Raw genomic sequence first — 26,068 nt, forward strand, 5'->3', positions numbered from 1 at the left:
AGACTGAGCGCTCCCCATCGTCCGTGCCTGTCATGTCCGCCATCTCCGCGTCCGCCGATCCTTCTTCGCTGCAATTGTCTCCGATCGTCGCCGGCGCCTGGCGTATGGCCGAATGGGGCTTCGATGTCGGCCAGCGCCTGCAATGGATCAACGAGGCGCTGGCGTTGGGCATCGACAGTTTCGATCACGCCGATATCTACGGCGATTACCGGGTCGAGGCGCTGTTCGGCGAAGCCCTCGCGGCCGAGCCGGGTCTGCGCGATCGCCTCCGCCTCGTCAGCAAATGCGGGATCAAGCTGACTTCGGCGCAGCGGCCCGATCACCGTATCAAGTCGTACGACACCTCGGCCGAGCATGTGCGGGCTTCGGTCGAGAATTCGCTGCGCGCCCTGCGCACCGATCGGCTTGATCTGTTGCTGATCCATCGACCCGATCTGTTGATGGACGCCGACGCGCTGGCGCTGACCTTCGAACAGCTCAAGGCGGCCGGCAAGGTGCTGCATGTGGGGGTGTCGAATCACACGCCGTCGCAGTTGCAGTTGTTGCATGCGCGGCATCGGCTGGCCACGCATCAGATCGAATTGTCGCCGCTGCATTTGCCGGCGCTCGACGACGGTACGCTCGATCAGTGTCAGTTGCTCGGGATGCGGCCGATGATCTGGTCGCCGCTTGGCGGTGGGCGCTTGTTCGCCGGTGGTGACGCTCATGCGGCGCGGGTGCGCGATTGTCTGGTTGCGGTCGGCGAGCGGCACGGTGGGGTGTCGGTGGCGACGGTGGCTTATGCCTGGTTGTTGCGGCATCCGTCGCGGCCTTGGCCGATTACCGGCAGTGGGCGTGTGCAGGGGTTGCGGGAGGCGGTGGCGGCGTTGTCGGTTCGGCTTAGTGCTGAGGAGTGGTATGAGATTTGGCAGGCCGGGGCGCACAGAGAGGTAGCTTGAGGGCCGGGATTATGGATTCGGGATTCGGGATTGGTGAAACGGTTCGCGGCGTGTGTACTGGCGCGGGCTCTTTTCATCACTAAGTCTTTCATCTGAAGCTTGAGCAGACGGGGACGATTTTGTGCGTGCTCATGAACAGGTCTGTTGATTCTGCCTTTGGTTTCTTGAGCTTCAGAGCTTTTAAAGCTTTCAGCAGGATCAAAAGCTTCCGCCACTAAAGCGACGGGTCACTTTCTTTTGTCAAAAGCGACAAAAGTTCGTCTGGATTCCCTTCGGTCAAAAGGTAACCAAAGAAAAACGCTTTTCTTCGAGTCAAGAGCCCGCAAGTACGGGGCTTCCGCGGGCGTGCGCCACACGAGACATCCTGTCTCGGTGGCGCACGGCGCACATCCATGTGCGCCGCCCTTCGGGTGTGCTTTTGCTAACGCGAGTTACAGGCTTCGCAGCGCTGGTGAATCAACCTGGCATCGTGGATTGATGCTGGGATAGCGTCTCGGCCTCAGCGTGACACGACACGTTGTGAAGCGACACTGGCTAAGTTCGGCCATTGATATCGTGCTGTGTTGCCGGTCGTGCCCGCGCCTTCGCCACGCTGGAGGGCGGGGCGAAGGTCTGGACGGGCGATGCGGTGTTTACTTGATCTCGACCACGGACTCGAAGCCGCCGAAGATCATTCGCTTGCCGTCGAACGGCATCGGCGGGTTGTCGGGGTTGGACGGGTCCATGCGCGGGTCTTCCATCATTTTCTTCATGCCGGCGTCGCGGGTGGCCTTGTCGGGCCACTCGATCCAGGAGAACACCACCACTTCGTCGTCGGTGGCCTGCACGGACTTGCGGAAGTCGGTGAGTTTGCCGTCCGGCACATCGTCGCCCCAGGCTTCGATGACGCGCAGCGCGCCGAGTTCGATGAAGATCGGATCGAACTGGCGGGCGTAGTCGATGAATTTCTGCTTGTTGGCCGCGGGTACGGCGATCACGAAACCGTCGATGTAGGACATGGAAATCTCCTGGTGGGAACACGGAACGAATAGGGCGGCGGTGCGCAACGGCACCGGTGAACTGCCCGCCTCATTGGAACGACGAACCGAAGGCGCGGGAATCGACATCGCGGTCGAAATGATTTTCGCCTGTTCAGGAAACGCTGCCTAGAGCCGATCCCGGCGTTCGCATCGGCGCCGCGGCCGGCAACGCCCGGTCCGGCGCGGCGCGAAGAACGGTCACGGCTTGAGCATGCAGCGCTGGTAGCGCTGGTTGACGCGATCGGCGAACCAGGCGGTGGTCAGCTTGCGGGTGATCTTGGGGCTTTCCAGCGCGATGCCGGGCACCAGCGCGCGCGGCAGCGGTCCGCGCGTTTCGGCCAAAGCGAACACGCGCGTGTACAGATCGGTCTCACTGAAGTCGAGCCGGTCGCCGCGGCCGAGCGCGCGCCGGATCGCGGCATCGTCCATGCCCAACCGCGCGCCCAGCGCGCGCACCGCGATCTCGGTCTTGCCCGGCGCCTTCATCGGCGCGCCGGGCGACAGCAGGTCGCCGTCCAGCGCCAGCGCGATGCCGGACGCCTTGCTCACCGCGTTCTGGAACGCCGCGTTGCGGCTGGCGTACCAGCCGGCGTTGTAGTCGGCGAACCGGTGCAACTTGCGGGTGTAGGGCGTGGCGTAGCCGAGCAGGTGGGCGATGCCGAAATACAGGCCGCCGCGTCGGGTGAACACTTCCTCGCGGATCGAACCGCTCACGGGATACGGATAGTCGCGCGCGTTCGCCTTGGCGAAGTCGATGCTCACCTGCATCGCGCCGCCGGTCTGCACCGGGTTCATGCCGGCGAACAAACGACTGCCCAGCGGCACGCGGCCGATGATGTCCTCGTAGAGCTCGCTCAGTTCGCGTTCGCTGCGCACCGATTCCAGACGTTGCGCGTAACTGCGCCCATCCGGGGATTTGATCTGCAGCGCGGCGGTCACCATGAACTTGGGGATGTGCTTCGCCGCGGCGCGGCGGTCGATCTCTTCGCGCGCGATCCGCGCCAGCCCGTCCACGCGGGGATCGGCCCGGTAGCCGGACTCCTGCTCGATCACCGCCAGCACCGCGCACAGGTTTTCGCTGGACGGATCGATCCGCTGCGCGGCGAGCGCGGCCTGGATGTCGGCCGCCCAGCCGTCTCGATCCGCGGTGGAGGCGGGGATCTTGCGCGCCAGTTCGGCGCGCACGTCCGCGGACTGGCGTCCTTCCTGGCTGGGCTGGCTCGCGCAGCCCGCCAACAGCGCGGCGAGCAGCGCGAAGCTTGCGAGGCGTCCTCGTCCCGAGGTCGAACCGGCGGCAGCGGGCAGAGATCGGGGCACGGAGTTCGCCAAGCCTGGGAAGGACGCACGCAGGATACGGGCGGCTCGATGGCGCGGCCAGCATGGCCGCGCGATAGCGTTCAGCCGCGCGCGTGGGATGCGCGGCGGCTCGACGGCCACGCATCGATCACAGATCGCCGACCTGTTTTTGCACCTCCTCGGGGAAATCCTCCATGCCCATCACCTGGCGAACTTCTATGGTTTCGTTTTCCGATGCCGGGCAACGCCTGGCCCACTCGATCGCCTCCTCGCGCGAGGCGACGTCGAGCATCCAATAGCCGCCGAGCACTTCCTTGGCTTCCGGGAACGGTCCGTCGACCACGCGCGGCGGCCGGCCCTTGGGAAAACTGATCCGCGCGCCCATCGACGGCGGATGCAGGCCGTCGAGCGCAAGCAGCACGCCGGCCTCCTGCAGCGCGTGGTTATAGGCGGTCATCGCCTCGATCTGTTCGAGGCTCGGCAGGGTGCCGGGCGCGGCCGATTCGTAGCCCTGGGGAATCATCAGCATCATGAAGCGCATGGGGTGTCTCCGGTGGTGTAGCGGGTGGGTAGTCGCGGCCTGTCGTTGGCGCTAAGCCATGCTGCAATGCCGCGTTCTTGTAAGCACGACGAACCGGTCGCGGCCGGATCGACATCCGCGGCGAAGTTTTTTTCGCGCGCGCGGCGGGTCCGCGCCGCGCAGCTGAATCGGGTCTGTCTCGGCCGCGCCATCGTGCGAGCGGACATGACAATTCGCTGTTTACCATCGCGCCTTCATCGACCGAAGGCGAGGGCGGGCATGAGCGATTCCAGGACGAAGCGCGGGCGTGTGTCGCCGCCGTTGTGGGCGTTGCTGTCGTTGGCGGCAGTGCCGGCGTTCGCGGCCCCGCCGCCCGCGCCCAAGCCCGACCCGGCCCTGGACGTGTATGCCGCGCCCGCGCAGCGGGTCGACATCGGCAAGGGCCGTCATCTCAATCTGCGCTGCAGCGGCCAGGGCGAGCCGACCGTGATACTGGAAGCGGGGTTCGCCGCCGATTCGTTGGCCTGGGCCAGATCGCAACCGGCGATCGCCGAACACAATCGCGTCTGCGCTTACGACCGCGCCGGCATGGGGTATAGCGATGCCGGCCCGTTGCCGCGCGATCTCGAAGCCGATGTCGCCGACCTGCGCGCGCTGATCGACGCGGCCGATATCGACACGCCGGTGATCCTGGCCGGCCATTCCTACGGCAGTGTGGTCGTGCGGCGCTTCGACACGCTGTATCCGAAATGGGTGTCGGCGCTGATCCTGATCGACCCGCCGGCGCAGAACGTCGGCGAATTCTCGCCGGCCTACGCCAAGGCCGAGGCCGAAGTCGCGCCGAAGATGCTGGCGATGTACCGCGCCTGCGAACAGGGCGCGAAGGACGGCAAGCTCGCGACGAGCACGCCGCCGCCGGCGCTGCGCAACTGCCTGCGCGGCGCGAATCCGAACTACAGCGATGGCTTGAACGCGGCCATTCGCGGCTGGCGGTCGCAGCCCGCGTTCTGGGAAAGCATGATCTCCGCTTCGCAACAGCGCGCCGTGCTGTACGCCGGCGCGGTGGCCAAGAGCGAGCGTCACGACGGCAAGCCGTTGATCGTGCTCAGCGCCGACCGTCCGTATCAGGGCATCGCGCCCGACGATCTCAAGGCGCTGACCGCGGCGCGCGAGCAGACCCATCTGGCGCTGATGGCGAGTTCGCGCACCGGCAAGCGGGTGGTGATCGAGAACAGCGGCCACGATATTCCCAACGATCAGCCCGCCGCGACCGCGATCGCGGTGTTCGAGGCGATGCAGATGCGCAAGCGCGGCAAGGATCAGGCCGCGCGCGGATCGTTGTAGCGGATCGGCGTTCGCGCGTTGCGTTGTGCTCCATGTCGCGCCGGCCGTCGCGCGCTTGCGGCGCGCGCGGCGAACGCCGATAGTCGCAGCGTCCATTCCAAGGCAGGTGCGGACCATGCGGGCGAAGACTGTGTCCACGACCGTGGCGGCGTCGGCGCTGCTGGCCGCATCGGCGCCTGCCTGGGCGTCGAACTACGACGGCATGCTGGCGCTGTTCTTCGCCTTCTACCTGGTGGCGCCGTGGAGCGCGCTGCAACTCGTGGTGTTCGCGTTGCTGGCGTTGTTCGATCGCTACCGCTCGCGCAAACTCGCGCTGTGGCATAGCGCGATCGCCGCGGCCGGACCGATCGTCGGCCTGTTCGTGGCCCTGATCGACTACCGCGATCCCGAGTTTCTGTGGCTGGCGATCGGCGTCAACGCGCTGCTGCTCGCGCTGGCGTTCCTGCCGATGGGCATGCACGCGATCCATCGCCACCGCGCCGCGCGCCGGGCCGGGGCGGTGGACGCATCCGCGCCGCCTTGATCGAATGCGCGACACTGCGTTGCGTCGGCGGACTTTGATTGCGCGTTTGCGCTCACACTTCCTTATCGCACCGGGCGGGAACATCAGCGGCTTCGCCGCGGCGGAATCCTCCGCTGGTTCGGCCCATCGAACAGCAATCGCTACTGGAGAAAACATGGAACTTGGCATGGTCGGTCTCGGCCGCATGGGCGCCAACATGGCCGAACGCCTGGTCCGCGGCGGCCACACCGTCGGCGGTTACGATCCCGGTCCGGCCGCGCGCGAGCAGGCCGCCGCGCGCGGCATCGCGCCGGCGACCTCGTTGGCCGAACTGGTCGCCGCGTTGCCCGCGCCGCGCGCGGTCTGGCTGATGGTGCCGGCCGGGCAGGTCGTCGACGCGACCCTCGCCGAACTGCTGCCGCTGCTGTCGCCCGGCGATACCGTGATCGACGGCGGCAATTCGAATTACAAGGACACGATGCGGCGCGCGGCCGAACTGGCCGGGCACGGCCTGCACTATGTCGATTCGGGCACCAGCGGCGGCGTGTGGGGGCTGAAGGAAGGCTACAGCCTGATGATCGGCGGCGACGAGGCCGCGGTCGAACGGCTGCGGCCGATCTTCGAAACCCTCGCGCCCGCGGCCGATCGCGGCTGGGGCCGGGTCGGTCCGAGCGGCGCCGGCCATTTCACCAAGATGGTCCACAACGGCATCGAGTACGGCTTGATGCAGGCCTACGCGGAAGGCTTCGCGATCATGGGGCACAAGGCCGATTTCGGCCTGGACCTGCACCAGATCGCGGAAATCTGGCGCCACGGCAGCGTGGTGCGTTCGTGGCTGCTGGACTTGAGTTCGGACGCGCTGGGCAAGAACCCGAGCCTGGACGGCATCGCGCCCTATGTCGAAGACTCCGGCGAAGGCCGCTGGACCGTGGCCGAGGCGATCGACCTCAACGTATCGGCGCCGGTGATCACCGCGTCGTTGCTGGAGCGCTTGCGCTCGCGCGATAAGGATTCGTTCGCCGACAAACTGCTGGCGGCGATGCGCAACGAATTCGGCGGGCATGCGATTCGCAAGGAATGAACGCAGGACGGCGTGATGCCGGCGCGGGAATGCCATGGCGGCCGGGGCCGCCTGGTTTCGATGACAGCGTTGGCGCGGCTTCGCCAGGACCGCGCTGTGTGGATTGAGCGGGTTCGCTGTCGACGCCGGATCGGCGTATTTCGAAACGCGCCGCTTCGAAACGCGCCGCTTCGAAAAGCGCCGGATCTGAAGTCCATCCCGCAACGACCTCGCTGATTTTGCCGGCCTGCGCGGGCCGGCCCGCGTCCGCGCCGGCCCGCAGCGTTATGCTCGCCTGCGCCGCATCCGGCGGCACTCAGGGCTTGCGCGCATGTCGACCTCATCGCCGCCTTCGGCAACCGCGAGCGGTCCCGCACCGGTATCGCTCGCATCCGGCCAGACCGATCCGGACCGCGCCGGCCTGACCCGCCTGGGCCTGCCGCGCCTGGACATGATCGACCGCTTGCGCGGCTTGGTGATCGCGCTGATGGTGCTCGATCACGTACGCGACTATTTCCATCGCCAGGCGTTCGCGTTCAACCCCACCGATCTCGACCAGACCACGCCGCTGCTGTTCGCGACGCGCTGGGTCACGCATCTGTGCGCGCCCAGTTTCGTGTTCCTCGCCGGCGTGTCGATCTTCCTGCAGGGCATCGGTGGCAAGTCCCGTTCCGAGTTGTCGCGGTTCCTGCTCGCGCGCGGCAGCTGGCTGATCGTGCTGGAGTTGACCGTGATCGTGTTCGGTTTCCAGTTTCTGTGGCCGTTCCTGTTCCTGCAGGTGATCTGGGCGATCGGCGCGGGCATGATCGCGATGGCGGCGTTGCTGTGGTTGCCGCGGCCGCTGGTGCTCGCGCTCGGCATCGCGATCGTCGCCGGGCATGGCGCGTTGGGCGGCTTCGACCCGGCGCGACTCGGCGCGCTGGCGCCGGCGTGGACCTTGTTGATGCGGCCCGGCGTGCTGCCGGGCATCGAGGGTTTCGTCGCCTATCCGGCCCTGCCCTGGATCGGTCTGATGCTGTTGGGTTACGGGATCGGCCCTTTGTTCGTGATGCCTCACGCGCGCCGCACTCGGGCACTCGCCGCGCTGGCCGTGGCGATGCTGGTCGCGTTCGCGCTGCTGCGTCTGGCCGCGATCGGCGATCCCTCGCCGTGGCGACGCATGGCCGATCCCGTGTTCGATGCGCTGTCCTTCCTCAACGTATCCAAGTACCCGCCGTCGTTGCAGTACGCGCTGGCGACGCTCGGCGTGTCGCTGCTGCTGATGCTGGCGCTGGAGCGACTGCGCGGGCCGTTGCGCGAGGTTTTGCTCGCTTACGGTCGCACGCCGTTGTTCACCTATCTGCTGCATATCTACGTGGTGCATGCGGCGGCCCTGGCGATCGGCGTGGCCAGCGGCATTCCGGCCGCGGTGTTCGTGGGCATCCTGAGCCATCCGCGCGAGGTGTTCGAATCGGGTTGGGGCATGAGCTTGCCGGCGGTGTTCGCGGTCTGGTTGGCGATACTGGCATTGCTGTATCCGTTCTCGCGCTGGTTCGCGCGGCTCAAGCAGCGACGCCGCGACCGCTGGTTGAGCTACCTGTGACCTAGGGCCTTAGACCTTGGTCGATCTGCGAAGCAGCGCAAGCCAGGTTCACACGCGCGGTCACGGCCGCTCAGGTACGCGCCGAGGCTGGCGCGCTAGCCTGGGTTGCGTTCGTTGCCCGGCATGCGCGGCGACGCGACGCACTCCTTCGCCGCCACACCGGATCGGTTTTTCTTTCGTCCATCGTCGAAACGCAGCGCGCGCGGCGCGTCGGCGGACGCTGGAGTGCGCGGCGCCGTCCCGCTTCGTTCCCCACTTCGGAGACGTCCCATGACCACCGTCACCTCCCCCTCGCGCCGGCCGCCGCTGCGGCGCTGTCTGCAATTGCTCGCCCTGGTCGCCGCGACCGCGGCCGGTACCGCGATCGCCGCGCCGAACTATCCGTTCGGCAGCCATCGCCAGGCCTACGTCAGCGGCACCTTGAGCCCGAGCGTCGGCCGCGCCTCGGCCGATCAATCCACCGCGTCGTTCTACGGCACCTGGAAACAGCGCTATCTCAAGCCGGCGTGCCGGTCCGGCGAGTACCGGATCAAGGCCGATACCGGCGATGCCTATGTGGTTTCCGAAGGTCAGGGCTACGGCATGCTGATCACGGTGATGATGGCCGGCAACGACCCGCAGGCGCAGACCTATTTCGATGGCCTGCACCGCTACAACCGCGGCCATCCCAGCAGCAACGACGCCGATCTGCTGGCCTGGGCGCAGGACGTCAACTGCAACAACGTGGCCGGCGCGAGTTCGGCCACCGACGGCGATCTCGATATCGCCTACGCGTTGCTGCTGGCCGATCTGCAGTGGGGCTCGGGCGGCGCGATCAACTACGCCAGCGAGGCGCGCAAGGTGATCGCGGCGATCCGCCGCAGCAACGTGCATCCGACCAGCAAGCTGGTCAACCTGGGCGACTGGGTCGACAGCAGTTCGCCGGGCTACTACAACGCCACCCGCAGTTCGGACTGGATGCTCGGCCACTTCCGCGCGTTCGGCGCCAAGCTCGGCGACAGCTACTGGACCGGCGTGCTCGACGCCCAGCAGAACCTGATCGCCCGCATGCAGAGCACCTACGCGCCCAACACCGGCCTGCTGCCCGACTTCATCGTCAACACCAACACCACGCCCAAGCCGGCGTCGGCGGGCTTCCTCGAAGGCGACCACGACGGCCACTATTCGTGGAACGCGGGCCGGGTGCCGTGGCGGATCGGCATCGACGCGGCGGTCAGCGGCGACACCCGCTCGCGCACCGCGGCGCGCAAGCTCAGTGTGTGGATTCGCGGCAAGGCGGGGAACAATCCAAACAACGTCAAGGCCGGCTACAAGCTCGACGGCACGGTGATCGACAACTACAACGAAGTGTTCTTCACCGCGCCGTTCGCGGTCGCGGCGACCGTCGATCCCAACGCGCAGGCCTGGCTCGACAAGCTGTGGACCTACATGGCCAGCGGCGCGCCGGGCGATTACTACGGCGACAGCGTCAAGCTGCTGTCGATGCTGGCGGTGTCCAACAACTGGCTCAAGCCCTGAGTCCGGCCGCGGGCGGCGCTCCGGCGCCGCCCGCATCGGCCTGGCCGGATGGGGCAGGGGACCGTCCGTTACCGTGCGTTTGTGTTGCGGTGCATCACGAAACAAACGAATTTTGCAAACCGTTCGTGCCGATTTAGGTCAAAAGTCGGTGGAGTGTGTCTCGGGTCTCCATTAGGATCGAATCGCCGGCACGGTTGGGGCCGTCGGCGTAGTGGATCCATGGAGTGCCGCGAGGCGCCGGCCGGCGTCTCGCCTGCGGCCGTGCGGCCGCCACCAACGAGGCAAACGGACATGCGCGCCATCCTGCTGAGCTTGCTGTTGCTCACCGCTATCGCCCCCGCCATCGGCCAGACCCTGCCGGGCGAACCCTTCGACGTCCAGACCGTCCTGGACGAACAGACGCAGATCAATAAGGACATCGACGCCGGCACCGGGCCGTACGCCCAGCTCGACGATATCTCGATGCAGGAACTGCGCGAGCGCCAGCGCAAGCTGGTGGCGATGCTCGAAGGCCATCGGTACGACGATCTCAATGAAGCGCAGCGCACCCGCGCGCGCACCCACATGGTCTTCATCAAGTACCTCGGCAAGACCGACGAGGATCAACTGATCTGCGTGCGCAAGCGCACCACCGGCAGCAACCGGGTCGAGCGGGTCTGCAAGCTGGTCGCGCAGTTGCGCGATGAAAGCAAGAACAGCAAGGACCAGGCCATGCAGATGCTGCAGAACCGGACGATCACCCCTTGCGGTCCGGGCGGTTGCTGAGCGGCTCGCATCGCCGCGGCGCGGCGGAGCCAGTCTCCGCCGCGCCATCGTCGGCGTGCGCGCCCCGCCAGGGACGCGGATTCGTCCTTTCGTTCCAGCCCGTTTCCAAGTCACGATCGAGAGCCACCGCCATGGGTAAGATTTTTCTAGGCGTGGTATTGACGGCGTTGTGCGCCGCCACCGCCAGCTTCACCGCGCCGCCGGCAACGCCGTTCGACGCACAGGCCGTGCTCGAGCAGCAAAAGGCCATCCGCGCCGACATCGACGCCGGCAAGGGCGTCTACGGCCAGTTGAACCCGGCCACCCGCCAGGAAGTGCGCGAGCGTCAGGACAAGCTGGGCACGCTGCTGCACAACCGCCGCTACGAGGACCTCAGCCCGGCCGAGCAGGATCAGGCGCGGCTTGATCTGGCCTGGATCGAATACGCCGGCAAGACCGACGACGACCGTCTGGTCTGCGAACGCGTGCGCACCATCGGCAGCAACCGGGTCGAACGCGTGTGCAAGACCGTGGCCCAGCGCCGCGACGACAAGAAAAACAGCAAGGACAACGTCGATCGCGCGTTGCACAATCGCAACCTCAGTAGCTGCAAACCCGATGCATTGACCTGCATCTGATGCGTTGTACAGCGCGCGGGCGGAGCCCGTGCGTTGCCCGCACGACCCGGACGTTCATGACCGGCCGGGTTATGCGTCGTAAGCGTGGAGCACTGATGCTCCCGCTCGTTTTCAATCCAGGACCGAGAGCCATTGCCATGCGTAAGATTTTTCTGTCCGTCGTCTTGACGGCTTTGTGCGCCACCGCCACCGCGTTCGCCGCTCCTCCGGCGACGCCGTTCGACGCACAGGCCGTGCTCGAACAACAAAAGACCATCCGCGCCGACATCGATGCCGGCAAGGGCGCCTACGGCAAATTGAACCCGGCCACTCGCCAGGAAGTACGCGAGCGCCAGGACAAGCTCAGCAAGCTGCTGGAAAACCGCCGCTACGAAGACCTCAGCCAGGCCGAGCAGGATCAGGCGCGGGTCGACATGGCCTGGATCGAATACGCCGGCAAGACCGACGACGACCGTCTGGTCTGCGAACGCGTGCGCACCGTCGGCAGCAACCGGGTCGAGCGCATCTGCAAGACCGTGGCCCAGCGCCGCGAAGAGAAGAAAAGCAACAAGGACAACGCCGATCGGGCGCTGCAGAACCGCAATCTGTCGCCGTGCGGCCCGGATGGCTGCAGCTGATCGGCACCGATCGCCGCGCGAGGCTTCGGCCCGCGCGGCGATCGACCGGTTTCAGGCGCGCGTCGCAAGGCGCGCGACCTCGGCCGGCCCGGCCTGAGCGACGGCCGGCGTATCAATCGCAGCAGCGGCACGGCAGGCCGTTGCCCGGGCTCCAGCCCGGCAGTCCGCCGCAGCGGTCCTGGCATACCTTGTAATTGCACAGCGCTTTGTCCGGCGGCGCCGACGAAGCGGCCTGCACGCCGAACCCGAACCCGAAAGCGGCCAGCGCGAACGCGGCCAGATAGCCGATCGTCCTGGATTTCATGGGTGATCCTCCTGCCGTGGCGATTGAGCCGGCGAACCGAACAAGGGCGCTGATCGCGCGCGCCGGAGCGCGGGCGGACGCTCGCGCCGCGGCCACTGTAGGCCGCGGATCGGGCGCGAACTGTCCAATGCATCACCAAAGGACGTGGGGGTGACAGTTGTAAGGGGTTGCCCATCACGCGAGGTTTCGGCGCGTGATCCGGCAGGGCGGAGCCCGCGGTTTTCGTCGGGTTGCTCGAACACGATGATGTCCGGCCTTCGTCGCTACCGAACGCAAAGCGTCGGTCTTGAAGGGATGGGCGCGAGATCGCGCGGCCTCGAGTTTTTGTGGAAACGCTTCCAAGCCAGATGCTTTGCGACCGATGCGCATCGAAATCTGACAATCCGCGGATTTGCCCAAGCTCGCCCCATCGCGCGATCATCGCCGCACCCCCCGCCGCACGAGTGTCGCCCGTGACCTTCGCACTGCACCGCTCGCTGCGCGCCGCCGCGCTGTCGTCGATTCTGTTCGCGGCCGCTTGCGCCTCGGTTCCGCCGCACAATCCGCTCGCGCAGTGGCATCCCTCGCCGAACTACAACCAGCGGCGCGCGCAATTGATCGTGCTGCATCACACCCAGCAGGACAGCGTCGAGCGCTCGCTGCAGACTTTGCGCACGCGCAATTCGCAAGGGCAGGTCAGCGCGCACTATCTGATCGGCGACGACGGCCATATCTATCAACTGGTCGCCGACGACCAGCGCGCCTGGCATGCCGGCGCCGGCCGCTGGGGCGATATTTCCGACCTCAATTCGGCGTCGATCGGGATCGAACTCGACAACGACGGCACCGAGCCGTTCTCCGACGCGCAGATCGACAGCCTGATCCGCCTGCTCGCCGATCTCACCAAGCGGCTGAGCATTCCGCCGTACCTGGTCGTCGCGCACGGCGATATCGCGCCGACCCGCAAGACCGATCCGAGCGTGTTGTTTCCGTGGCAGCGATTGGCGCAGGCCGGTTATGGCCTGTGGCCGCGCGCGCCGCTGAGCGCGCCGCCGCCGGGTTTCGATGCCTGGGCGGCCTTGCGCCTGATCGGCTACGACCTGCGCGAGCCCGGCGCCGCGCTGGCGTCCTTCCACCGCCACTTCCGCGGCAACGAGGCGCGCGAGTGGCAGGCGGGCGATGCGGAGATCCTGTACGACCTGCAACGGCAATTGCTGGCGCTGCCCGAGGGAGCGCCGACGCCGTTGCCGGCGCCGGCGCTGCGTTGAGGCGGTCGCCGGCCGATCCGCTGCGATCGGGATTCGAATCGCCCGCGCCGCGAGTGATCTCGCGATCGATCCGCCGTATTGCAGCCGAACCCGGATCGAACTCAAGCCGCGGCGATCGCCTCGATCTCCACCAGCCAGCCCGGATTGACCAGGCCGACCACCTGCACCCGCGTGCGCGCCACCCGCTGCGGTTGCTCGGGCGTGCCGAACCAGCGGGCGTACGCGCGCGAAAAGCCCTCGTTGTCCATGCGTCCGCCGAGCGCCGGATCGCCGACCACGTACACCCGCAACTGCACCAGATCGCCCATCTCCAGCCCCAGGCGCCGCAAGCTGCGCTCGAGTTCGCGCAGACAACCGTCGGTCTGCGCATGGGTATCGCCGAACGCGGCGATGCTGTCGGCCGGCGCATTGCGATCGATCACCGGCGGCGTATGCCCGCTGAGCAACAACAGCGGCCGACCGGCCGGCACCGTCGCGCCGACCAGGAACGGTAGCGCGCCGCCGCTGGCCAGCAGACGATCGCCCGATTGCGGCCCTTGCGCATGATCGCCGTGGTCGAAGTCGTGACGCCGCACCGGTTCGCGGGTGGCGCGCTCGAAACCGTTCATGCGGCCACCTCGTACGGCGTGTTGGCGCGCGCATCGCGCAAGGCCAGCGCCCACCAGCTCAGGCGCGACAGCAGCGTCGTCATCGCCTTATGCGCGGCCTGCGGTTCGCGCAGTTCGCCGTCGGGGCCGAACTGGCGCCAGGCGTGCGCGAGGGTGACGCAGTCGCGCAGGGTGACCGCGTGCAACTCGCCGTACACCTGACGCAGTTGCTCGATCGCGCGCAAGCCGCCGGAACTGGCGCCGTAGCTCACGAACGCGACCGGCTTGGCCTGCCACGGTTCGTAGCAGGCATCGATCAAGGCCTTCAGCGGCGCCGGGTAACCGTGGTTGTACTCGGGCGTCACCACCACGAACGCATCGACGGCGTGCAGGCGTTGCCGCAATGATTGCAGCCGCGCTTCGTCCTGGCGGCCGATGCGGCCCGACAGCGGCCAGTCCACCGGGTCGATGACTTCGACCTCGAAACCGCCATGACGCAGGATGCGGCGTTTGGCCCAGTCGGCGACCACGTCGCAGAAACGGCCCTCGCGGGCGCTGCCGTAAATCAGCGCCAGACGGAGATTGGGGGTCATGCAGGCATTCCACGGGAAGGGGGATGCGTGCAGGCTAAAACCTCAATCTAAGTTCAGGTCAAGCGAGTGGCTCAGGCCGGGCCATCGATGAACGAATCAGCCCACCTCGGGCTTGCGCCGCAGCTTATAGATCACCGCGCCGATCGCCAGCGCGACCGCGGCGGCGATCAGGTTGGCGGTGCTCGCGCTGACCAGCAGCCCGAGCGACAACACGATCGCGGCGATCGGAATCAGCGGCCCGCCGGGCAGATGCAGCGCGCCTTCGCGGCCGTGATGGCGCTTCTGCAGTACCAGCACCGACACCGCGGTGCCGATGTAGGTGCACAGCCGCGCGACCACCGACAGCAGCGCCAGTTGCTGGAACGAGCCGGTCAGCGCCAGCGCCAGCGCGATCACGCCGATGAACAGCACCGCGCGCGCCGGGGTGTGGAAGCGCGGATGGATCGCGCTGAGCGCGCGCGGGCCGTAGCCGTCCTTCGACAACGCCAGCAGATAGCGCGGCCCCATCATCACCGTGTTGCTGTTGGTGCCCAGGATCGAGATCGCCGCGCCGATGGTCAGCACCAGCGCCAGCCCGGTGCCGCTGAAACGCGCGGCGGCTTCGGCCAAGGGACTGGACGATGTCGCGATGCCGGGCAGCGTCCCGAGCGCGACCAACTGCACGGTGAAGTAGATGATCGTGACCAATACGATCATGGTCAGCAGCGCGAACGGTACGTCGCGGCGCGGGTTGCGGTATTCGCCGGCGGCGGCGGGCAGGTTCTCGAAACCGGCATAGGCGAACAACAACAGCAGCGCGGCTTCGCCGAGGTTGTGCACCGGGAACGGTGCATCGGTATGCAGCAGGCTCGGGTCGAAGTAGAACGCGCCGATCGCCACGAACAACACCAGCGGCACCAGCTTGCCGATCGCCAGGGCGACGCCGGCGCGCGCGGCGGTGCGCACGCCGACCACGTTGATCAGCACCAGCAGCGCCAGCGAGCCGGCGACCACGAACACCCGCGCCGGTCCGGCCTTGGCCGCGGGCCAGAACAGCGCCACCGCTTCGGCCAGGCCGTTGCTCAGCGAGGCGGCGGTGGAGATGCGGGTCAGCAGCAGCATCCAGCCGACCTCGAATCCGGCGAACGGCCCGAACGCCTCGCGCGCATACAGATAGCCGCCGCCGGGCTGATCGAAGTAGCTGGCGGCCTGCGCGTAGCACAGCACCAGCAGCGCGACCGCGAAGCCCGCCAGCAGCACCGCCCACAGACTGGCCGGCCCGAGCAGCAGCGCGGCGGCGGCCGGCAGCAGGTAGATGCCGCTGCCGATCACGTCGTTGATCGACAGGCCGACGATCTGCCAGCGGCTGACCGCGCGCACGGTGCCGGGCGTTTCGCTGGTGGTGGACGGGGACGGGACGGACGCGCGCGTCGTCGGCTGGCTCGGCGGCTGGCTCAAAAGGTGATTCCCCTCGCTCGGTGGCGTGCGGCGTTGGCTGCGCCGGTCTGCCTGCACCTTAGAGGGTGTGGGCGGCGGGTTTCAATGTGCGTTGAGCAAAGTGCGCATGCGCGGACGCTTGCCGGTTGCCGGTTGCCGGTTGCCGGTTGCCGCCTTGCCGGGACGACCCTCGCGAATGAGGCAACGGCGTTCGGGTCTGTTTCAAGCGCCGGCGAATCCGGTGAGCGGGCGGGAAGGGGGCGGTGGCGCGCGGGGCACTGTGGCTGGCCTGGTTCGAACGGGTCCCGCCTGCCGGCTTCAGCGCCTGAACACGTCCTGCGCAATCGTGAACGCCGAACCGCGGTCCCTGACCTGTGGCGCTGGCGCCGGACCCGCGCGCGCCTAGAATCGCGCCCCATGAGCCTGCGTTCGCCCCCTCGCATCGCGCGCCTCGTCGTGGCCGTGCTGCTGCTCGGCCTGACGGCCGGCGCGCAGGCGCGCACCGTGTACCGCTGCGTGCGCGACGGCACGGTCAGCCTGGCGACCGCGCCGGAGCCCGGTTCGCGCTGCACCGCGCGCGAGATCGACGACAACGCGGTCAAGCTGCCCAATCTGTGGGGCGAGATGGGCGTGATCAACGGCAACCTCTACGAGCGCCAGCAGGACGGCAAGACCGTCTACAGCACGCGCAAGCTGCCCGGTTCGGTGCGGGTGATGGGCTTCACCGTCGAGACCCCGCCGGGCGAGCCGGCGCATCCGGGCCTGGGCACGGTCGGCAAGCCGCAACTGGACAAATTCCCCAAGCAGTTCAGCAGCGCCGCCAAGGCCAACGGCATCGACGATGCATGGCTGCGCGCGATCGCGCATGCCGAAAGCGGCTTCAACGAGAAAGCGGTGTCGAGCAAGGGCGCGCAAGGCGTGATGCAGCTGATGCCGGACACCGCCAAGGAATACGGCGTGGTCGATCCGTTTTCCTCGGCCGAATCGATCAATGCCGGCGCGCGTCATCTCAAGTCGCTGATGCGCCGCTACAACAACGACCTGATGCTGGTCGCCGCGGCCTACAACGCCGGCATCGGCACGGTCACCCGCTATGGCGGCGTACCGCCGTATCGCGAAACCCAGGAATACATCGCCAAGGTGCAGGCGCTGCATCAGCGTTATCAGTTGGCGATGGGGACGCGGAAGCCGGTGTTGAAGGCGGCGCAGTGAAGCGTTCAGAGGAACGAGTTGAGAGGAGTGAGGAACGAGTAAGAGCGCGACGCGGGAACGAGTTGAGAGCAGCAAGTAATTAGCAGGCGAAAGGCGAAGCATGAAAAAAGCGGGCCGAAGCCCGCTTTTCCCGACGAAGACCGCAGATGCGAGTCAGCTGCCTCTACTCACTCCTCACTCCTGTGCACTCATTTCTCAGATAGGCGTGAGCCGCAACAACCGCGCATTGGTCCCATCCTCCAACAACCACACATCGCCGTTGGGGCCTTGTTCGACTTCACGAATGCGCTTGCCCATCGGATAACGCTCGGCCTCGGCCGCGGTGTTGCCGTTGAAGCGCACCCGCACCAAGGCCTGCGAGGCCAGGCCGCCGATCAGGCCGCTGCCGTTCCAGGCCGGGAAGCGCGTTCCCGAATAGATCACGAAACCGGCCGGCGCGATCACCGGGGTCCACCACGCTTCGGGCGCGTTGAGGTCCGGGCGGGTGCTGTGGCGCGGGATCGGCGTGCCGTCGTAGTGATCGCCCTGCGACACCAGCGGCCAACCGTAGTTGGAGCCGCGCTCGATCAGGTTGAGTTCGTCGCCGCCCTTCGGGCCCATCTCGTGGATCCACAGCTTGCTCTGCGCGTCGAAGGCGATGCCGAGCAGGTTGCGGTGGCCGTACGACCACACCGTCGCGGCGACGCCGCCGCGGCTGTAGAACGGATTGTCGGTCGGCACGGTGCCGTCGTCGTTGAGCCGGATCACCTTGCCCAGCGGCGAATTCAGATCCTGCGCCGGGTCGAACTTCTGCCGTTCGCTGGAGGTGATCCACAGCTTGCGGTCTGGTCCGAACGCGAGGCGATGACCATAGTGATTGCTGCCGCTGAGCTTCGGCTGACGCCACAGCACCTGCAGGTTGCTCAGCGAGCCGCCGCTGCTGGTGAGGGTGAGCTTGGCGCGCGCGACGGTCGCGCCGGCGGTGCCGCTGACGCTGCCTCTCTCGGCGTAGCTGATGTAGATCAGGCCATTGGTCGCGTACTGCGGATGCAAGACCACATCGCCGAAGCCGCCCTGACCGCCGTAGGCCACCGCCGGTACGCCGGTGATCGTCTGCGCGCTGCCGCCGATGGTCAGCACCTTGAGCACGCCGCGTTTTTCGGTAACCAGCAACCGGCCGTTGGGCAGGAAGGTCATCGCCCAGGGTTCGTTGAAGCGCGCGACTTCGGTCGCGGTGAACGGATTGGCCTTGACCGCCTGGGCGTCGGCGGCGTCGTTGTCCTGCGCGGCGGTGTCGGGCCTGGCCGCGGCCGGCGCGGCGAACGCGGCCAGCAGCACGGTGGAGCACACGATGGAGAGCGTCGAACGTGTCATCTGCGTTTCTCCGGAAATCGATGGCGTGGGGTTGAGGCCGGCCGAGAGTGCCATCGAAGCCGCAGCGGTCTTGCGACCGGTTCTGCAGTTCGCGGCGCAGGCGTCGACGCTGCCGCGATTCGCAACCGCGATCACGCGGGCAATGGGGTGTTCGCGCTAGGAAATCGTAAGCGCGCCGTGCACGGAACACGACGCAGTTCTCACGATCGCGCGCATGCGTTTCGCGCGGCGCGATGCAGCATGGATGCGTTTGTGCCGGTTGCGTATGCACAGTCGCACGAGCGGCACACGATCTGCTTATCGCGCCGCGTGGGTCCGGCCGCTTCCGGCCGTCGCGGCTTTAAGCCATCGCGTCTCAAGCCATCGCGCTGAGCGCATCGAACGGCAGCACGTCCACGTCGGTGGTGTTGGCGAGCACCCGCGCCTCGGCCTGTGCGAGCAGATCGCGATCGCCGTCGATGATCACCAGGATGCGGCCTTGCTGGATCAAGCCATCGAACTTGCGCCGGATCGGATCGGGCAGGGCCGACCCCATCAACGCCGAGGCCCAGCATCCGACCAGGCCGCCGGCCACCGTCGCGGCCGCGGCGCCGGCGAGGGTCAGGCCGATCGGCGCGATCACCACCGCGGTCAGCCCGGCGAGCAGACCGGCAACGCTGCCATAGCCCGCGCCGCGCACAGCCGCCGGCATCAGGTCGGTGTCGGCTTCCTTGCGCTCGTTGGGGATCGAAGTCAGTTCGATATCCGAACGCGCGATCAGCAGAATATCGCGGTCGTCCACGCCGGCTTCGCGCGCCGCGTCCATCGTGGCCTGCGCGGTGACGAGATCGGGCGTGCTGAATACGTGGCGGGTTTTCATTACGGTCCTCCCGGGCGCTCGCGAGCGGACAGCGAGCGCCGCCTGACCGCGTCGGCGAACGACGCGGATTGCACCGGACCGGGCCGGCCTGACGGCCCGATCCCTGCGGCGAGCATGGGCCGGATCGGGTTAGTCGGTGGTGATGGGTGCTGTTGGATTGGGACGTCGTGGCCGGTGTTGCGTTGCCGCAGAAGTGCGGGGCCGGCCGCGGCATGGCGTGAGAAACGTCACTGGACGCCCGCGCGTCGCGCCACCATGCTTTGCCCGTTCCCGATGCCCCCATGAGGCGCGCGATGTTGCCCAGTGTCGAAGTCGATTGTCCCTACTGCGGCGAGCCGATCGAATTGATCGTCGACGATTCCGCCGGCGATCAGCGTTACATCGAAGACTGCCAGGTGTGCTGCCGGCCGATCGTGGTCGCGGTCAGCGTCGACGACGACGGTGAGCCGCGGGTCGATGTCTATGCCGAGGACGAGGCGTGAGCCACGCAGTTGTCCGCATCGACACTGTGCGACGTTCCGCCGCGTCCGTCGCGGCGATAGCCACGCGCCGGACGAGACCGCATCGACCGTGACGCCGCCCGCAGCGCGCGGATCAACCCGCATCCGTCCCGACCGTCCCGAACGGCTCGACACGCGCGAACTCAATCGCGCATTGCTGGCGCGGCAATCGCTGCTGGAACGCAGCGCGGCCTCGCCGCTGGCGATGATCGAACAACTGGTCGGCTTGCAGGCGCAGGCGCCGAATCCGCCGTACCTCGGCCTGTGGACGCGGCTGCGCGAGTTCGCGCTCGACGATCTGACCCAGGCCATGCGCGCGCGCCGGATCGTGCGCGCGACGATGATGCGCGGCACCTTGCATCTGGTCAGCGCCGACGACTACCGCGCGCTGCGCCCGGTGCTGCAGCCGGTGCTGCAGCGACTGTCCTTGCAAACCGCGCATGCCAAGGCCTTGCGCAGCCTGGAGCTGGACGAATTGCGCGAAGCCGGCATCGACGCGCTGCGCGCCGGTCCGCTCAGCGCGACCGCGCTCGGCGAGGCCCTGCGGGCGCGCTGGCCGTCGCACGACACCGCCGAGTTGGCGAAGCTGGTGCGCAGCATCGAACTGCTGGTGCATGTGCCGCCGGCCGGCGTGTGGGATTCGCATCAGGCCGCGACCTTCGCCGTCGCCCACACTTGGCTGGGCGCGCCGATCGCGGAGGCGGCCGACGAAGACGCCGCCGATGCGATGCTGCTGCGCTATCTGGCCGCGTTCGGTCCGGCCAGCGCGCGCGACGCGAGCGCATGGTCGGGCCTGACCGGCACGCGCGAGCGCCTGCAACGCCTGCGTCCGCGCCTGCGCGTGTTTATCGACGAGACCGGCACCGAATTGTTCGATCTGCCCGATGCGCCCAGGCCCGCGCCCGACACGGTGGCGCCGGTGCGTTTGTTGCCGGAGTTCGACAACGTGTTGCTGGCGCATCGCGACCGCTCCCGCATCTTCGACGAGACCTTGCGCGCGGCGATCTTCAGCCGCAACGGCCTGGTCGCCGCGACGGTGTTGATCGACGGCTTCGTCGCCGGGGTGTGGAAGCTGCAGCGCGAAGGCGATACCGCGACGATCACCATTGAGACGTTCAAGCGGCCGCGGCCCGCGGATCGCACCGCTCTGCAACACGAGGCCGAATGCTGTTTGGGAGTCGCGGCGCCCGGGTATTCGCGGCATGAGGTGCGTTTGTCCGTGCTCGGTGCCTAATGGTCGAGCCGCGGGCTTGGGTGTACGACGCGTCGTCTGAATGCATGCGCTGGAGCCGGCGGCCGGCCGTGTCGCGTCGGTCGGAAGCGTCGGGGCGGAGCCCTCGCTCGCGATAACAACGGCAAGCGCCGGCCGGCGCTGCTGGCGCACGACGGGCGTTGTGCGAAGCGCTTCGGGTTTGGCGATCTGGTCGCGGATCGCCGCGATTGCTCACTTCGAATCGTCCGGTCCATCCGCCGGACTCGAGCCGATCACCTCGTTGACCGCTCGATTCGTAAAGGTTGTGTTCCGTTCAGGCAGATCTCCCGTGCGAGGCGCTCGCGGAATTTCGCCGCATGTCACGTTTTACCGCGTTTTCGACCCGCGCCGCGGCGTCGTCCTAATGCCTGCGCCGCGCCGTGTGGTTAAGCGAACGTAGCTTTAACACCCGCGTCCGCGGTTTTGTTCAGACGCGCGGCGGCAAGGTTGGGGCCGTGCGGTAAGCGCCCTGCGCAACAAGCGACGCCGATCGACGGCTCGCACCGCGCAGCACAGCACACTCATTCCAGGAGACACGACTCATGAACTTCACCAACCGCAAGTCGCTGATCGGTACGTTGGCTCTGGTTGCTTCGCTGTCCGCCCCGATGGCGTTCGCGCAAACCGCCGAACAAGCGCCGCCGACCGAAGCGGCGACTCCGGCCAGCGCCGCCCAGGATGCGGGCGCGGCGACCGACGCGCAGGCCACCGCGGCCGCGCCGCAGAAGAAGAGCTGGTCCGACGTCGACGGCGACAAGGACGGCAATCTGAGCAAGACCGAAGCCGCCGCCGTGCCGGCGCTGGGTCAGGTGTTCGATCAGGCCGATTCCGACGCAAATGGTTCGCTGACGCCGGACGAGTACAAGAATTACGTCGCCAAGGTCCAGTCCAGCGGCGGCAGCAAGAAGGGCGGCTGATTCCGGCCGCGCCCTTGGGGTGTAGGTTGTACCTGCGTTGTGGGGAGGGCGGCTTCGGCCGCCCTCTTTTTTGTCTGCGCCGCCAGCGGTGTTGTCGGCAGGGCTGACCATGTGTGCGTGCGATTCGTTTGGGCGATTGCCTTTTGCGGCAAGGGCAAAAGCAAAAGCGAGTCCCCCTGGTCCGCCTTTTGCAAAGGGGAGAGCCCGGCGCGGAGTGACGCTAGCAGGTGCGGTGTCGTTGGTCGGTGGGCGGCAGGCGGTTCCAGTGCCAACTCGACAACCGCTGCAATGCGCGCGGGCGCATAATGCCGCCCATGAACTCCCGTACCCCCGTGGCGGATTCGCGTATCCGCATGATCGGTTTCGATGCCGACGACACCCTCTGGCGCAGTCAGGACTACTTCGATCAGGCCCAACTCGATTTCGAACGCATCGTCGGCGGGTATGTCGACCTGCGCGATGCGCGCTTGCACGAGCGCCTGTACGAGATCGAGAAACGCAACATCGGCATCTTCGGCTATGGCGTCAAGGGCATGGTGCTGTCGATGATCGAGGCCGCGGTCGAGATCACCGGCGAACGCATCAGCGCCGCCGATCTGCACCGCATCGTCGAACTGGGCAAGGACCTGCTGCGGCATCCAGTGGAAATGCTGCCCGGCATCCCGGAGGCGGTGGCGCGGATCGCCGCCGAGTTCGAGGTGGTGCTGATCACCAAGGGCGATCTGTTCCATCAGGAAGCCAAGGTCCGGCAGTGCGGCCTGGCCGACCTGTTCCAGCGCATCGAGATCGTCAGCGAGAAAGACACCCAGACCTATGCGCGGCTGCTGCGCGTGTTCGATCTGCCGGCCCAGCGTTTCGTGATGATCGGCAATTCGCTGCGCTCGGACATCGCGCCGGTGCTCGCGCTCGGCGGCTGGGGCATCCACATCCCGTACCACACCACCTGGGCGCACGAAAACGAGGCCGAGATCGCCGCCGACGCGCCGCGGTTGCGCCGGGTCGACCAGGCCGCCGACCTGCCGCAGGCGGTACGCGAGCTGGCGCGGGTCGCGGCGGCCTGACCCGAGAGGAATCGGCTGGCGCGGGTCGCGTACCCGCGCCCGGCCACGGCAACGCCGGCTGAGCGGCTTCGGCGTGGGTCCGAATCATTAAAAACCGGTTCACTGTCGCGGGCTCACAGTCGCAGCGTGCCTGCCGACGATGCAGGCTTCTCAGGAGACCGACATGATTGCCCTGTCCCGCTGGCTTGCCCCCGTCGTACTCGCCCTGGGTTTGGGCGCGGTGGCGATGGTGCCGGCGCCGGCCCGCGCCGATGATCAGCTGGCCCGCGTGATCGTCGACATCGCCGACGTCATCGTGCGCAACAACACCCCGTACTACCGTTACGGCAATTACGGCTACGCCGACCGGCTGATCGTGGTCAACGACCGCTGGGGCCGCCCGACCTATTACCGCAACGTCCCGCGTTACGTCGGCTATCGCCCGGCCCCGCCGCCGCGCTATTACGGCTACAACAACGGTTACAACAACAATCGCTATTACGACCGCGACTGCAATCGCCACGGCAAGTGCCGGGTGACTTATTACGACCCGCGCCGCGACCGTCGCGACGATTACCGTCACTACAACCGCTACGGTCGCGACGACCATCGTGGTCGCCACGACAACGGCCGCTGGCGCGGTCGTCACGACGATTGATCGCTGACCGCTCAGCGGCATGTGTTACGGACGGCGCCCAAGGGCGCCGTCTGCGCTTGCGGCGGGCCGCGGGCCGGGGCGCCGCACCGGCAGCGCCGGATGACGTGATCGCCCGCTCGCTTATGCGGCGCCGGGTGATAGCCTGCCGCTTCCCGGCGCCGTGGTACGGCGTCTCCCGATTCCATCACGAACGTTCCGCCCCGAGGTCCGCCATGCGTTCCATCGCCGCATCCGCCGTCCCGTCCGTCCGTCGACCGCGCCGCATGATCCTGGCCGCCGTGTTGCTGGCCGCGATCGCCTTGCCGGGCGCCGCCTCGGCGCGCGACACCATCACCTGCAAACTCAAGTTCTCCATGTCGGGCTGGTCGGTGTTCTACAAGACCTCGTCCGGCCGCGGCACCATCAGCTGCAGCAACGGCCAGAGCGCGTCGGTGAAGATCAGCGCCAAGGGCGGCGGCCTGACCGTGGGCAAGTCGCGCATCGATCACGGCACCGGCGAATTCGCCGGCGTCCACACCCTCAACGACACCCTGGGCAGTTACGCCACCGCCGAAGCCCACGCCGGCGCGTCCAAGTCGAGCAAGGCCCAGGTCATGACCAAAGGCGATGTGTCGCTGGCGCTGGCCGGTACTGGTCAGGGCTGGGACCTCGGCGTGGCGTTCGGCAAGTTCACCATTTCGCGATGAGGCAACCCCGGCGCGGACGCGGCCTGATCGCCGCGATCGCCGCCGTCGTGGTAACGGCCACGCGCGTTATCGACGTGGCTGCCGAATGAATAGCGATGCGCGCCGCGCTTTGATCCGGACCGGCCGGTCCCAACGTTCTAGACGACCCGCAGCGCGACTCGCGCCGGACCGTCCCAGGAGCCCGCCATGACCGACAAGCTCAAGACCCGTTTCTTCGCCTTGGCCGCGTCGGTCGCCGCGCTGCTCGGCACGCCGGCGCAGGCGCAGGACCTGCCGGCGGGATGGGACCCGCGCAGCGGCGATGTCTGGGTGGACGCGTGGCTCGGCGATATCAGCCGCTACGCCGCGCGTTATCGCGAACCCTTCGTCGACGAGATGGTGCGTTACTACGGCGCGCCGCGCGAGCTGGTCGGCGATCTGCTCGATCGCCGCGGCTGGACCCCGGGCGACGTGTATTACGCCTGCGCGATCGCGCAGGTGCTGGGCCGGCCGTGCCGTTACGTGGTCGACGAATGGGATCGTGAGCATGGCCAGGGCTGGGGCGAGGTCGCGCAACGCCTGGGGGTGAAACCGGGTTCGGCCGAATTCCATCGGCTCAAGCGCGGTTTCGTGCCGACCTACGACCGCTGGGGTCGGCCGATCACGATCGATACCGAGTTGCACCGCGATTTCCCCAACCGGCCATACCGCGATTACCCGCCGCCGAAGCCGCCGGTCGCGGCCAAGGCCGACAAAGGCAAGGACGAGAAGGCCAAGGCGGAAAAGGGCAAGGCCGATTCGGCCAAGGCCAAGGCTGCGACTGGTAAAAGCCGCGCCGCCAGCGAGGGGGCGGTCAAGCGTCAGGGCAAGCCGGCTACCGGCGAGGCCAAGCGCGACTGAGTCGCGCAGCGCCTTTCGCGAAAAACAAAACACGGCGGCCGCGAGGTCGCCGTTTGTTTTTCGGCATCGGCTTCGTGCCGAGGTGTCTTGGATGATTCCGAACAGGTCGGTGCGGATCGGACGATGCGCTTTCGTCCGGCGAAACGGTGCCGCCGGTCGTGGCCGCGAACGCCGGTTTTCGCCTGCGACTTTGGTACTGCGGCCAGCCGCGCCCGGCGCGGCTATCATCGGGCCATGAACGATTCCGCCTCCCCCTCCGACACGCCGCCGATCGAAATCGTCGGTAACGTCCGCATCGTCGATTTCCAGCCGCGCTGGCGCGGGGACTTCGCCCGTCTCAACATCGAATGGCTGGAGCGCTGGTTCGTGGTCGAGCCGATCGATCGCGAAGTGCTCAACGATCCGGAAACCCATCTGCTCGCCGGCGGCGGCCGCGTGCTGTTCGCGGTCGACGAGGCCGACCGCGCGCTCGGCACGGTGGCCTTGCTGCGTTACGACGACGGTCTGGTCGAGCTGACCAAGATGGCGGTCGAGCCCGGCCTGCGCGGCGGCGGCATCGGCCGCAAGCTGATGGCCGGGGCGATCGCCGCGTTCCAGGACATGGGCGGGCGCGAATTGTTTCTCGAGTCCAGCCATCGGCTGGGGCCGGCGTTGAAGTTGTACGAAAGCGTCGGCTTTCGCCATCACCCGGCGCCGCGTCCGGGCTCGCATTACCAGCGGGCGGATGTGTACATGATCTGGGATGCGCCGGCGGCGATTTGATTCGCGTGGCGGTGGCTATCCGTCT

Annotated in this window: 29 protein-coding genes; 20 read left to right on the forward strand and 9 right to left on the reverse strand. The window is 67.4% G+C overall.

From position 1 onward, the window contains the following. Window positions 1–32 precede the first annotated feature (32 nt). On the forward strand, window positions 33–938 hold the full coding sequence (locus tag AC3A4T_RS10585; protein WP_487675360.1) for an aldo/keto reductase: 906 nt from the start codon (window positions 33–35) through the stop codon (window positions 936–938). A gap of 632 nt (window positions 939–1,570) precedes the next feature. On the opposite strand, the gene AC3A4T_RS10590 is transcribed toward AC3A4T_RS10585, so the two are convergent. Further along, on the reverse strand, window positions 1,571–1,936 hold the full coding sequence (locus AC3A4T_RS10590; RefSeq protein ID WP_487675361.1) for a DUF1428 domain-containing protein: 366 nt from the start codon (window positions 1,934–1,936) through the stop codon (window positions 1,571–1,573). Between AC3A4T_RS10590 and AC3A4T_RS10595 the strand changes: the two genes are divergently transcribed. Continuing rightward, the gene (locus AC3A4T_RS10595; protein WP_487675362.1) at window positions 1,935–2,087 is read left to right on the forward strand and encodes a hypothetical protein; all 153 of its coding nucleotides are present in this window, start codon (window positions 1,935–1,937) and stop codon (window positions 2,085–2,087) included. The two genes, AC3A4T_RS10590 and AC3A4T_RS10595, sit on opposite strands and share 2 nt — an antisense overlap. A gap of 68 nt (window positions 2,088–2,155) precedes the next feature. Here the strand turns inward: AC3A4T_RS10595 and AC3A4T_RS10600 are convergent, their stop codons facing one another. Together AC3A4T_RS10600 and AC3A4T_RS10605 are read right to left on the reverse strand one after the other, a co-directional pair. Continuing rightward, entirely contained in the window at window positions 2,156–3,208 is a 1,053-nt protein-coding gene (locus tag AC3A4T_RS10600) for a DUF1615 domain-containing protein (RefSeq protein WP_487675593.1), read from the reverse strand. A 193-nt stretch (window positions 3,209–3,401) separates the two neighbouring features. Beyond that, window positions 3,402–3,794, reverse strand: a complete 393-nt coding sequence (locus AC3A4T_RS10605) for a YciI family protein (RefSeq protein ID WP_487675363.1) — start codon at window positions 3,792–3,794, stop codon at window positions 3,402–3,404. Between the two features lie 258 nt (window positions 3,795–4,052). Between AC3A4T_RS10605 and AC3A4T_RS10610 the strand changes: the two genes are divergently transcribed. The 8 genes from AC3A4T_RS10610 to AC3A4T_RS10645 all read left to right on the forward strand — a co-directional run bounded on the left by AC3A4T_RS10610 (window position 4,053) and on the right by AC3A4T_RS10645 (window position 11,778). Further along, window positions 4,053–5,117 (forward strand): alpha/beta fold hydrolase, encoded by a 1,065-nt coding sequence (locus tag AC3A4T_RS10610; RefSeq protein ID WP_487675364.1) that lies wholly within the window; start codon window positions 4,053–4,055, stop codon window positions 5,115–5,117. Between the two features lie 115 nt (window positions 5,118–5,232). Continuing rightward, window positions 5,233–5,640 carry a hypothetical protein gene (locus AC3A4T_RS10615; protein ID WP_487675365.1) on the forward strand — a complete coding sequence of 136 codons (408 nt, stop codon included), beginning with the start codon at window positions 5,233–5,235 and terminating at the stop codon, window positions 5,638–5,640. Between the two features lie 154 nt (window positions 5,641–5,794). Further along, window positions 5,795–6,700, forward strand: a complete 906-nt coding sequence (gene gnd / locus AC3A4T_RS10620) for a phosphogluconate dehydrogenase (NAD(+)-dependent, decarboxylating) (RefSeq protein ID WP_487675366.1) — start codon at window positions 5,795–5,797, stop codon at window positions 6,698–6,700. A gap of 310 nt (window positions 6,701–7,010) precedes the next feature. Further along, entirely contained in the window at window positions 7,011–8,261 is a 1,251-nt protein-coding gene (locus tag AC3A4T_RS10625) for an acetyltransferase domain-containing protein (RefSeq protein WP_487675367.1), read from the forward strand. Between the two features lie 270 nt (window positions 8,262–8,531). Continuing rightward, complete coding sequence (locus AC3A4T_RS10630) at window positions 8,532–9,779, forward strand: family 8 glycosyl hydrolase (protein WP_487675368.1); 1,248 nt, start codon at window positions 8,532–8,534, stop codon at window positions 9,777–9,779. A 291-nt stretch (window positions 9,780–10,070) separates the two neighbouring features. After that, window positions 10,071–10,544 carry a hypothetical protein gene (locus AC3A4T_RS10635; RefSeq protein WP_487675369.1) on the forward strand — a complete coding sequence of 158 codons (474 nt, stop codon included), beginning with the start codon at window positions 10,071–10,073 and terminating at the stop codon, window positions 10,542–10,544. A 131-nt stretch (window positions 10,545–10,675) separates the two neighbouring features. Then, entirely contained in the window at window positions 10,676–11,161 is a 486-nt protein-coding gene (locus tag AC3A4T_RS10640; protein WP_487675370.1) for a hypothetical protein, read from the forward strand. Window positions 11,162–11,298: 137 nt separating this feature from the next. Beyond that, entirely contained in the window at window positions 11,299–11,778 is a 480-nt protein-coding gene (locus AC3A4T_RS10645; RefSeq protein ID WP_487675371.1) for a hypothetical protein, read from the forward strand. Window positions 11,779–11,890: 112 nt separating this feature from the next. On the opposite strand, the gene AC3A4T_RS10650 is transcribed toward AC3A4T_RS10645, so the two are convergent. Continuing rightward, window positions 11,891–12,082, reverse strand: coding sequence for a hypothetical protein (locus AC3A4T_RS10650; RefSeq protein WP_487675372.1), 192 nt, complete (start codon window positions 12,080–12,082; stop codon window positions 11,891–11,893). Between the two features lie 443 nt (window positions 12,083–12,525). Between AC3A4T_RS10650 and AC3A4T_RS10655 the strand changes: the two genes are divergently transcribed. Beyond that, window positions 12,526–13,329, forward strand: coding sequence for an N-acetylmuramoyl-L-alanine amidase (locus AC3A4T_RS10655; RefSeq protein WP_487675373.1), 804 nt, complete (start codon window positions 12,526–12,528; stop codon window positions 13,327–13,329). A gap of 101 nt (window positions 13,330–13,430) precedes the next feature. On the opposite strand, the gene AC3A4T_RS10660 is transcribed toward AC3A4T_RS10655, so the two are convergent. The 3 genes from AC3A4T_RS10660 to AC3A4T_RS10670 form a co-directional block, all read right to left on the reverse strand. Then, window positions 13,431–13,937, reverse strand: a complete 507-nt coding sequence (locus AC3A4T_RS10660) for a RidA family protein (RefSeq protein WP_487675374.1) — start codon at window positions 13,935–13,937, stop codon at window positions 13,431–13,433. After that, window positions 13,934–14,509, reverse strand: coding sequence for an NADPH-dependent FMN reductase (locus AC3A4T_RS10665; RefSeq protein WP_487675375.1), 576 nt, complete (start codon window positions 14,507–14,509; stop codon window positions 13,934–13,936). Before AC3A4T_RS10665 ends, AC3A4T_RS10660 begins: the two co-directional genes overlap by 4 nt. A gap of 96 nt (window positions 14,510–14,605) precedes the next feature. Next, entirely contained in the window at window positions 14,606–15,946 is a 1,341-nt protein-coding gene (locus AC3A4T_RS10670) for an APC family permease (protein ID WP_487675376.1), read from the reverse strand. A gap of 396 nt (window positions 15,947–16,342) precedes the next feature. Here AC3A4T_RS10670 and AC3A4T_RS10675 point away from each other — a divergent pair, with 396 nt between their 5' ends. Next, window positions 16,343–17,137, forward strand: coding sequence for a lytic transglycosylase domain-containing protein (locus tag AC3A4T_RS10675; RefSeq protein WP_487675377.1), 795 nt, complete (start codon window positions 16,343–16,345; stop codon window positions 17,135–17,137). Window positions 17,138–17,332: 195 nt separating this feature from the next. Here AC3A4T_RS10675 and AC3A4T_RS10680 read toward each other — a convergent pair whose 3' ends face one another. After that, a complete protein-coding gene (locus AC3A4T_RS10680) occupies window positions 17,333–18,490 on the reverse strand; it encodes a PQQ-dependent sugar dehydrogenase (protein WP_487675378.1) in 1,158 nt (385 codons plus the stop codon). Window positions 18,491–18,845: 355 nt separating this feature from the next. Beyond that, window positions 18,846–19,349, reverse strand: coding sequence for a hypothetical protein (locus AC3A4T_RS10685; protein WP_487675379.1), 504 nt, complete (start codon window positions 19,347–19,349; stop codon window positions 18,846–18,848). A gap of 293 nt (window positions 19,350–19,642) precedes the next feature. On the opposite strand from AC3A4T_RS10685, the gene AC3A4T_RS10690 reads away from it, so the two are divergent. The 8 genes from AC3A4T_RS10690 to AC3A4T_RS10725 all read left to right on the forward strand — a co-directional run bounded on the left by AC3A4T_RS10690 (window position 19,643) and on the right by AC3A4T_RS10725 (window position 26,043). Then, the gene (locus AC3A4T_RS10690) at window positions 19,643–19,831 is read left to right on the forward strand and encodes a CPXCG motif-containing cysteine-rich protein (protein WP_046657918.1); all 189 of its coding nucleotides are present in this window, start codon (window positions 19,643–19,645) and stop codon (window positions 19,829–19,831) included. Between the two features lie 88 nt (window positions 19,832–19,919). Next, entirely contained in the window at window positions 19,920–21,083 is a 1,164-nt protein-coding gene (locus AC3A4T_RS10695) for a winged helix DNA-binding domain-containing protein (RefSeq protein WP_487675380.1), read from the forward strand. 560 nt (window positions 21,084–21,643) lie between these two features. Beyond that, on the forward strand, window positions 21,644–22,018 hold the full coding sequence (locus tag AC3A4T_RS10700; protein ID WP_057922565.1) for an EF-hand domain-containing protein: 375 nt from the start codon (window positions 21,644–21,646) through the stop codon (window positions 22,016–22,018). A gap of 314 nt (window positions 22,019–22,332) precedes the next feature. Continuing rightward, window positions 22,333–23,079 (forward strand): HAD family hydrolase, encoded by a 747-nt coding sequence (locus tag AC3A4T_RS10705; protein ID WP_487675381.1) that lies wholly within the window; start codon window positions 22,333–22,335, stop codon window positions 23,077–23,079. A 163-nt stretch (window positions 23,080–23,242) separates the two neighbouring features. Then, window positions 23,243–23,716, forward strand: a complete 474-nt coding sequence (locus tag AC3A4T_RS10710) for a hypothetical protein (RefSeq protein ID WP_487675382.1) — start codon at window positions 23,243–23,245, stop codon at window positions 23,714–23,716. A 263-nt stretch (window positions 23,717–23,979) separates the two neighbouring features. Beyond that, window positions 23,980–24,402, forward strand: coding sequence for a hypothetical protein (locus AC3A4T_RS10715; protein ID WP_487675383.1), 423 nt, complete (start codon window positions 23,980–23,982; stop codon window positions 24,400–24,402). Window positions 24,403–24,588: 186 nt separating this feature from the next. Continuing rightward, complete coding sequence (locus AC3A4T_RS10720) at window positions 24,589–25,281, forward strand: hypothetical protein (RefSeq protein WP_487675384.1); 693 nt, start codon at window positions 24,589–24,591, stop codon at window positions 25,279–25,281. A 234-nt stretch (window positions 25,282–25,515) separates the two neighbouring features. Beyond that, a complete protein-coding gene (locus AC3A4T_RS10725; RefSeq protein WP_487675385.1) occupies window positions 25,516–26,043 on the forward strand; it encodes a GNAT family N-acetyltransferase in 528 nt (175 codons plus the stop codon). Window positions 26,044–26,068 lie beyond the last annotated feature (25 nt).

The organism is Lysobacter sp. Soil_N_51 (assembly GCF_057655755.1).

What these genes read in the sequence shown, in the direction of transcription:
- AC3A4T_RS10585 (WP_487675360.1), top strand. Translation starts at nt 33, where the DNA reads ATGTCCGCCATCTCCGCGTCCGCCGATCCTTCTTCGCTGCAATTGTCT.
- AC3A4T_RS10595 (WP_487675362.1), top strand. Translation starts at nt 1,935, where the DNA reads ATGGAAATCTCCTGGTGGGAACACGGAACGAATAGGGCGGCGGTGCGC.
- AC3A4T_RS10590 (WP_487675361.1), bottom strand. Translation starts at nt 1,936, where the DNA reads ATGTCCTACATCGACGGTTTCGTGATCGCCGTACCCGCGGCCAACAAG.
- AC3A4T_RS10605 (WP_487675363.1), bottom strand. Translation starts at nt 3,794, where the DNA reads ATGCGCTTCATGATGCTGATGATTCCCCAGGGCTACGAATCGGCCGCG.
- AC3A4T_RS10610 (WP_487675364.1), top strand. Translation starts at nt 4,053, where the DNA reads ATGAGCGATTCCAGGACGAAGCGCGGGCGTGTGTCGCCGCCGTTGTGG.
- AC3A4T_RS10615 (WP_487675365.1), top strand. Translation starts at nt 5,233, where the DNA reads ATGCGGGCGAAGACTGTGTCCACGACCGTGGCGGCGTCGGCGCTGCTG.
- gnd (WP_487675366.1), top strand. Translation starts at nt 5,795, where the DNA reads ATGGAACTTGGCATGGTCGGTCTCGGCCGCATGGGCGCCAACATGGCC.
- AC3A4T_RS10625 (WP_487675367.1), top strand. Translation starts at nt 7,011, where the DNA reads ATGTCGACCTCATCGCCGCCTTCGGCAACCGCGAGCGGTCCCGCACCG.
- AC3A4T_RS10630 (WP_487675368.1), top strand. Translation starts at nt 8,532, where the DNA reads ATGACCACCGTCACCTCCCCCTCGCGCCGGCCGCCGCTGCGGCGCTGT.
- AC3A4T_RS10635 (WP_487675369.1), top strand. Translation starts at nt 10,071, where the DNA reads ATGCGCGCCATCCTGCTGAGCTTGCTGTTGCTCACCGCTATCGCCCCC.
- AC3A4T_RS10640 (WP_487675370.1), top strand. Translation starts at nt 10,676, where the DNA reads ATGGGTAAGATTTTTCTAGGCGTGGTATTGACGGCGTTGTGCGCCGCC.
- AC3A4T_RS10645 (WP_487675371.1), top strand. Translation starts at nt 11,299, where the DNA reads ATGCGTAAGATTTTTCTGTCCGTCGTCTTGACGGCTTTGTGCGCCACC.
- AC3A4T_RS10650 (WP_487675372.1), bottom strand. Translation starts at nt 12,082, where the DNA reads ATGAAATCCAGGACGATCGGCTATCTGGCCGCGTTCGCGCTGGCCGCT.
- AC3A4T_RS10660 (WP_487675374.1), bottom strand. Translation starts at nt 13,937, where the DNA reads ATGAACGGTTTCGAGCGCGCCACCCGCGAACCGGTGCGGCGTCACGAC.
- AC3A4T_RS10665 (WP_487675375.1), bottom strand. Translation starts at nt 14,509, where the DNA reads ATGACCCCCAATCTCCGTCTGGCGCTGATTTACGGCAGCGCCCGCGAG.
- AC3A4T_RS10675 (WP_487675377.1), top strand. Translation starts at nt 16,343, where the DNA reads ATGAGCCTGCGTTCGCCCCCTCGCATCGCGCGCCTCGTCGTGGCCGTG.
- AC3A4T_RS10680 (WP_487675378.1), bottom strand. Translation starts at nt 18,490, where the DNA reads ATGACACGTTCGACGCTCTCCATCGTGTGCTCCACCGTGCTGCTGGCC.
- AC3A4T_RS10685 (WP_487675379.1), bottom strand. Translation starts at nt 19,349, where the DNA reads ATGAAAACCCGCCACGTATTCAGCACGCCCGATCTCGTCACCGCGCAG.
- AC3A4T_RS10690 (WP_046657918.1), top strand. Translation starts at nt 19,643, where the DNA reads ATGTTGCCCAGTGTCGAAGTCGATTGTCCCTACTGCGGCGAGCCGATC.
- AC3A4T_RS10700 (WP_057922565.1), top strand. Translation starts at nt 21,644, where the DNA reads ATGAACTTCACCAACCGCAAGTCGCTGATCGGTACGTTGGCTCTGGTT.
- AC3A4T_RS10705 (WP_487675381.1), top strand. Translation starts at nt 22,333, where the DNA reads ATGAACTCCCGTACCCCCGTGGCGGATTCGCGTATCCGCATGATCGGT.
- AC3A4T_RS10710 (WP_487675382.1), top strand. Translation starts at nt 23,243, where the DNA reads ATGATTGCCCTGTCCCGCTGGCTTGCCCCCGTCGTACTCGCCCTGGGT.
- AC3A4T_RS10715 (WP_487675383.1), top strand. Translation starts at nt 23,980, where the DNA reads ATGATCCTGGCCGCCGTGTTGCTGGCCGCGATCGCCTTGCCGGGCGCC.
- AC3A4T_RS10720 (WP_487675384.1), top strand. Translation starts at nt 24,589, where the DNA reads ATGACCGACAAGCTCAAGACCCGTTTCTTCGCCTTGGCCGCGTCGGTC.
- AC3A4T_RS10725 (WP_487675385.1), top strand. Translation starts at nt 25,516, where the DNA reads ATGAACGATTCCGCCTCCCCCTCCGACACGCCGCCGATCGAAATCGTC.